Source organism: Pedobacter sp. 10L46_2 (assembly GCF_056395165.1).
On record NZ_JBFTIZ010000451.1, the window covers coordinates 1 to 3,828 of the forward strand.

Annotated in this window: 3 protein-coding genes and 1 pseudogene; 2 read left to right on the forward strand and 2 right to left on the reverse strand. The window is 36.5% G+C overall.

Annotation, left to right across the window (positions count from 1 at the left end):
* Positions 1-272, reverse strand: a 272-nt coding sequence (locus tag AC1DDX_RS26600) for a DNA gyrase subunit A (RefSeq protein WP_477622946.1), incomplete at its 3' end; no start/stop codon positions are given.
* A 149-nt stretch (positions 273-421) separates the two neighbouring features.
* On the reverse strand, positions 422-910 hold the full coding sequence (locus tag AC1DDX_RS26605) for a cytidine deaminase (protein WP_172661017.1): 489 nt from the start codon (positions 908-910) through the stop codon (positions 422-424).
* 170 nt (positions 911-1,080) lie between these two features.
* Here AC1DDX_RS26605 and AC1DDX_RS26610 point away from each other — a divergent pair, with 170 nt between their 5' ends.
* Together AC1DDX_RS26610 and AC1DDX_RS26615 are read left to right on the forward strand one after the other, a co-directional pair.
* Positions 1,081-2,340: a DUF748 domain-containing protein gene (locus AC1DDX_RS26610; RefSeq protein ID WP_477622947.1), complete on the forward strand. Its 1,260-nt coding sequence runs from the start codon at positions 1,081-1,083 to the stop codon at positions 2,338-2,340.
* A pseudogene (locus tag AC1DDX_RS26615) lies at positions 2,337-3,828 on the forward strand (translocation/assembly module TamB domain-containing protein); the annotation flags it as partial. The gene AC1DDX_RS26610 and the pseudogene AC1DDX_RS26615, both read left to right, overlap by 4 nt.

Here is a 3,828-nt window from a genome sequence, read left to right on the forward strand (position 1 = left end):
TCCGATAACATTGGCAGCCTTATTAAAACGTCCATCATCCATCTCTCTCCGATAACATTGGCAGCCTTATTAAAACGTCCATCATCCATCTCTCTTAAAGAGTGCATAATGCGTCGCTGAACCGGTTTTAAACCATCGTTGATGTGTGGAACCGCGCGATCAAGAATTACGTAAGAGGCATAATCGAGGAACCAGTTCTCATAAAGCCCGTTGATAGGGATTACAGTATGTGTACTTTCTTCGTTTATGTTGTTTTCTATTTCGTCGCTCATCAAAAAAGGATTGGATTTTGTAAATATAAGGGTTGGAATGAAATATTAAGAACAGAAGTTTTTAACAGTTCTTAGTTAATAACCTATCTTTTTCGGGTTAATGGACTAGATTTTCATAATTTTCAGGCATTATTTTATGAATTGATGTTTTACCTTTCCAACCGCTCTTCAACAAACACAAAAGGCAATAGATTTTTAATCCCTTTTACTTTTATTATTTCGCCCCCTATACAGTAAAAAAGCACCTCAATTTCCTGCTTTTGCTTCTGTTCAAATTCGGCCATTACCTGCAAGCATGCACCGCACGAGGTAACAGGTTTCTGGATAACAAAATTACTGCTTTTTGCAGTAATTGCCATAGCCTGAACAGCCGCTTCGGGGTAAGCAGCACCAACTGTAAATAGTGCAACGCGCTCTGCACAAAGCCCTGAAGGATAGGCCACATTTTCCTGGTTACTACCAAGAACCAACTGCTTATTACTTAATTTTAAAGCTGCCCCAACCTTAAAATTCGAATAAGGTGAGTATGATGATTTCAATGCCTCTTCGGCCTTTAAACATAATTCCTGATCTGATGCACTTAGCTCATTTAAGGACTTAAAAGTTTGATAGCTAACAACAAAATTTTTCTGATCCATATTTAAACATACGTAATTTTCTAACAATAGATTAACAACAATTTTATCCCTTGATTTAAACAATTTAATTATTTAGATTGTAGATATAAGTAAGAAGCCTAATTTTGACGCCGATGGCATGGTTTTAGTGCTGTAATCATAGATTTAAAACCCTATTAAACGCATTTCAATTGAATATATATATTCGTAAAAGTCTTAAAATCATACTTTGGATAGTAGCAAGCATCATTATGCTGGTTGTCCTTATTGCACTTTCCCTAAACATTCCGGCGGTACAAAATTTTGTAAAGGATAAAGCAATAAATTATTTAAAGGATAAAACCAAAACTGAGGTAAGTCTGGAGAGTATAAAAATTGCATTACCAAAGGATGTGGTGCTGAATAAATTTTATATTGAAGATAGAAAAGGAGACACCCTGCTATATGCACAAAAACTTTCTGTAGACATTAACTTATTTAAACTTTTAAGTAATAAGGTAGAGATCAACAATATTTCACTGCAAAAAATAAGGGCCAATGTTACCCGCATAAACCCCGATACCTCATTCAACTTTTCTTTCCTGGTAGATGCGTTTATGTCTGAGCAAGAAAAGCCAGAAGAAGAAGTTGCAAAAGACACCACATCTACTCTCAAATTTTCTATTGAAAAGGTGGCTTTTGAAGACATTGGTATCGTTTATCGTGATGATGTTGCTGGAAATGATGTAAAATTAAACCTGGGTGAGTTTACTGCAAACATAAAAGATTTCGACCTCAATAATCAACACTATGTCATCAAATCTTTAGCCTTAAAAAACACCTCCTTAAAATACCTGCAGCAAAAACCGCTTACACAGTTACAGGCTCACTTACAAAACAGCATAGACACAGCAAAAACAGAATCCGGTAAATTACCACTTGTAGAGATTCAGGACTTTGCTTTCAACAATATAAAAATAGGATTCGACGATCGGATTTCGGGTATGAATGCGGATGTTGATCTGAACAAGCTAGCCTTAACTCAGCTGTTTATTGACCTTACCAATAGCAATTATAAAATTGACGATGCCAAACTAAATGATACCAAAATAAACTTCAGCTCCACAACTAATAAAGCGAATGTTAATGTTAATGACTTGTCTTTAACCAAGCTTCTGGCAGACGTTAAAAATGGCAGGTACAAAATAAATGACGCAAAGCTAAGCAAATCAAATATCCTGTTTGCATTAAAACCGGTTAAACCCGGGAAAGAGACAAAAGCGGATACTGCAGAGAAATCTTCACCCCTGTCATTACTGGTTGACAATATAAGCTTAACTGAGAACAATGTACAGTTTGATAATCTTGGAGCTAAACCTACTAAAGGAATGGACTTTAACCATTTAAAGTTTACCGGCCTTACCTTAGTAGCTGATGCGCTTGGCTATAGTGATACTGGGCAATTAAGGTGAATAACTTCTTACTAAAAACACCTAATACATCAATAGAAAACGTTACAGAATTAAATTACTCTTCTCTTGATGATTTAACCAAACATCCGGAAAGGGTAAAGCTTTCAATGGTTGTTAAAAACACAACTATTGGCTTAAAAGACGCTGCTTACTTTAGTGATGCGGTCCCGGAAAACTACAGAAATGAGAAGATAAAAGTAAATGCCAATGTTAGTGGCTATATGAATAACCTTGTAATTCCCCGACTGCAGATTTCGGGGTTAAAAAGCACAAACATTGATGTGAGTGGCAGGATAAAAGGACTCCCTGATATGGATAAAGCTTACTTTGACATGAACATCAAAAGGTTTGCAATGACCAAAAAAGATCTTTTGGTAGTTATCCCTAAAAAGACTTTGCCAACCAATATAGAGCTTCCTAATGTGATTGTTGCAAACGGAAAGTTTACCGGTTCAATGACCAATTTCAATACCGGTTTTAACATTAATACCGACATGGGATCGGCTAAGTTACTGGCAAGCATGAAAGGTCCTAAAGGCAAGGAGAGCTATGTTGCCAGTGTAAACCTGAATAATTTTAATGTAGGTAGATTACTTAAACAGCAAGCCCAGTTGGGCAAAATTACGGCTAAAGCCAGCGTTAAAGGAACCGGGCTTGATCCTAAAACTGCCTCGGCACAGTTTAAAGCACAATTAATAAGTGCATACTACAACAAATACACTTATAAGGATCTCTTTTTAAGTGGCGATTTCAAGCAGCAAAAATTGAATCTAAAAGGCAATATGGCCGACACCAATTTGAATTTTAATTTAACCACTGCCGTAAATATTGCGGGCAAATATCCGGCAGTAAAAGCAGACTTGGATTTAAAACAGGTTGATCTACAGAAATTAAATTTCAGTCCAGGTGAGTTTAAGTTAGCGGGGGTAATTAATGCAGATGTAAAAACTGCTGATCCAGATTACCTTAACGGTGATATTTTTGTAAATGGCCTGCAGGTAGTTAAAGATGGCCAACGTTTCAATGTAGACACCATTGTAGTGCATTCTGAAGCGAGCAAAACACACAATATGCTTACCCTTCGTTCTGAGTTTATGCGAGCCAAAATTGATGGTAAATATCAACTTACCAATGTCGGCAGCGCAGTGATTAACCAGATCAATAAATACTATCAATTTGGCGAGGTAACTAAAATCCCTGATCAGCGTTTTAGATTCTACGTAAATTTCTACAATCCTAAAATCCTTCAGAACTTTGTACCGGAACTAACCACCTTTGCCCCTTCCAGAATGAATGGCTTAATTGATACTCAGAAGGATAGTTTACTCATGAATGCCTCTTTTCCTCAGATAGTTTATGGTGGCTACAGGATTGATAGTACTAAACTTAATGTGAACAACACTGAGCAGAAGCTTAATTATAAATTACAAATAAAAAGTTTTCAGAGCTCTGCGGCTAATTTGTTTAATACCGAAATTAGTGGCGACG

Coding starts and splice junctions, on each gene's coding strand:
- AC1DDX_RS26605 (WP_172661017.1), bottom strand. CDS start 910: ATGGATCAGAAAAATTTTGTTGTTAGCTATCAAACTTTTAAGTCCTTA.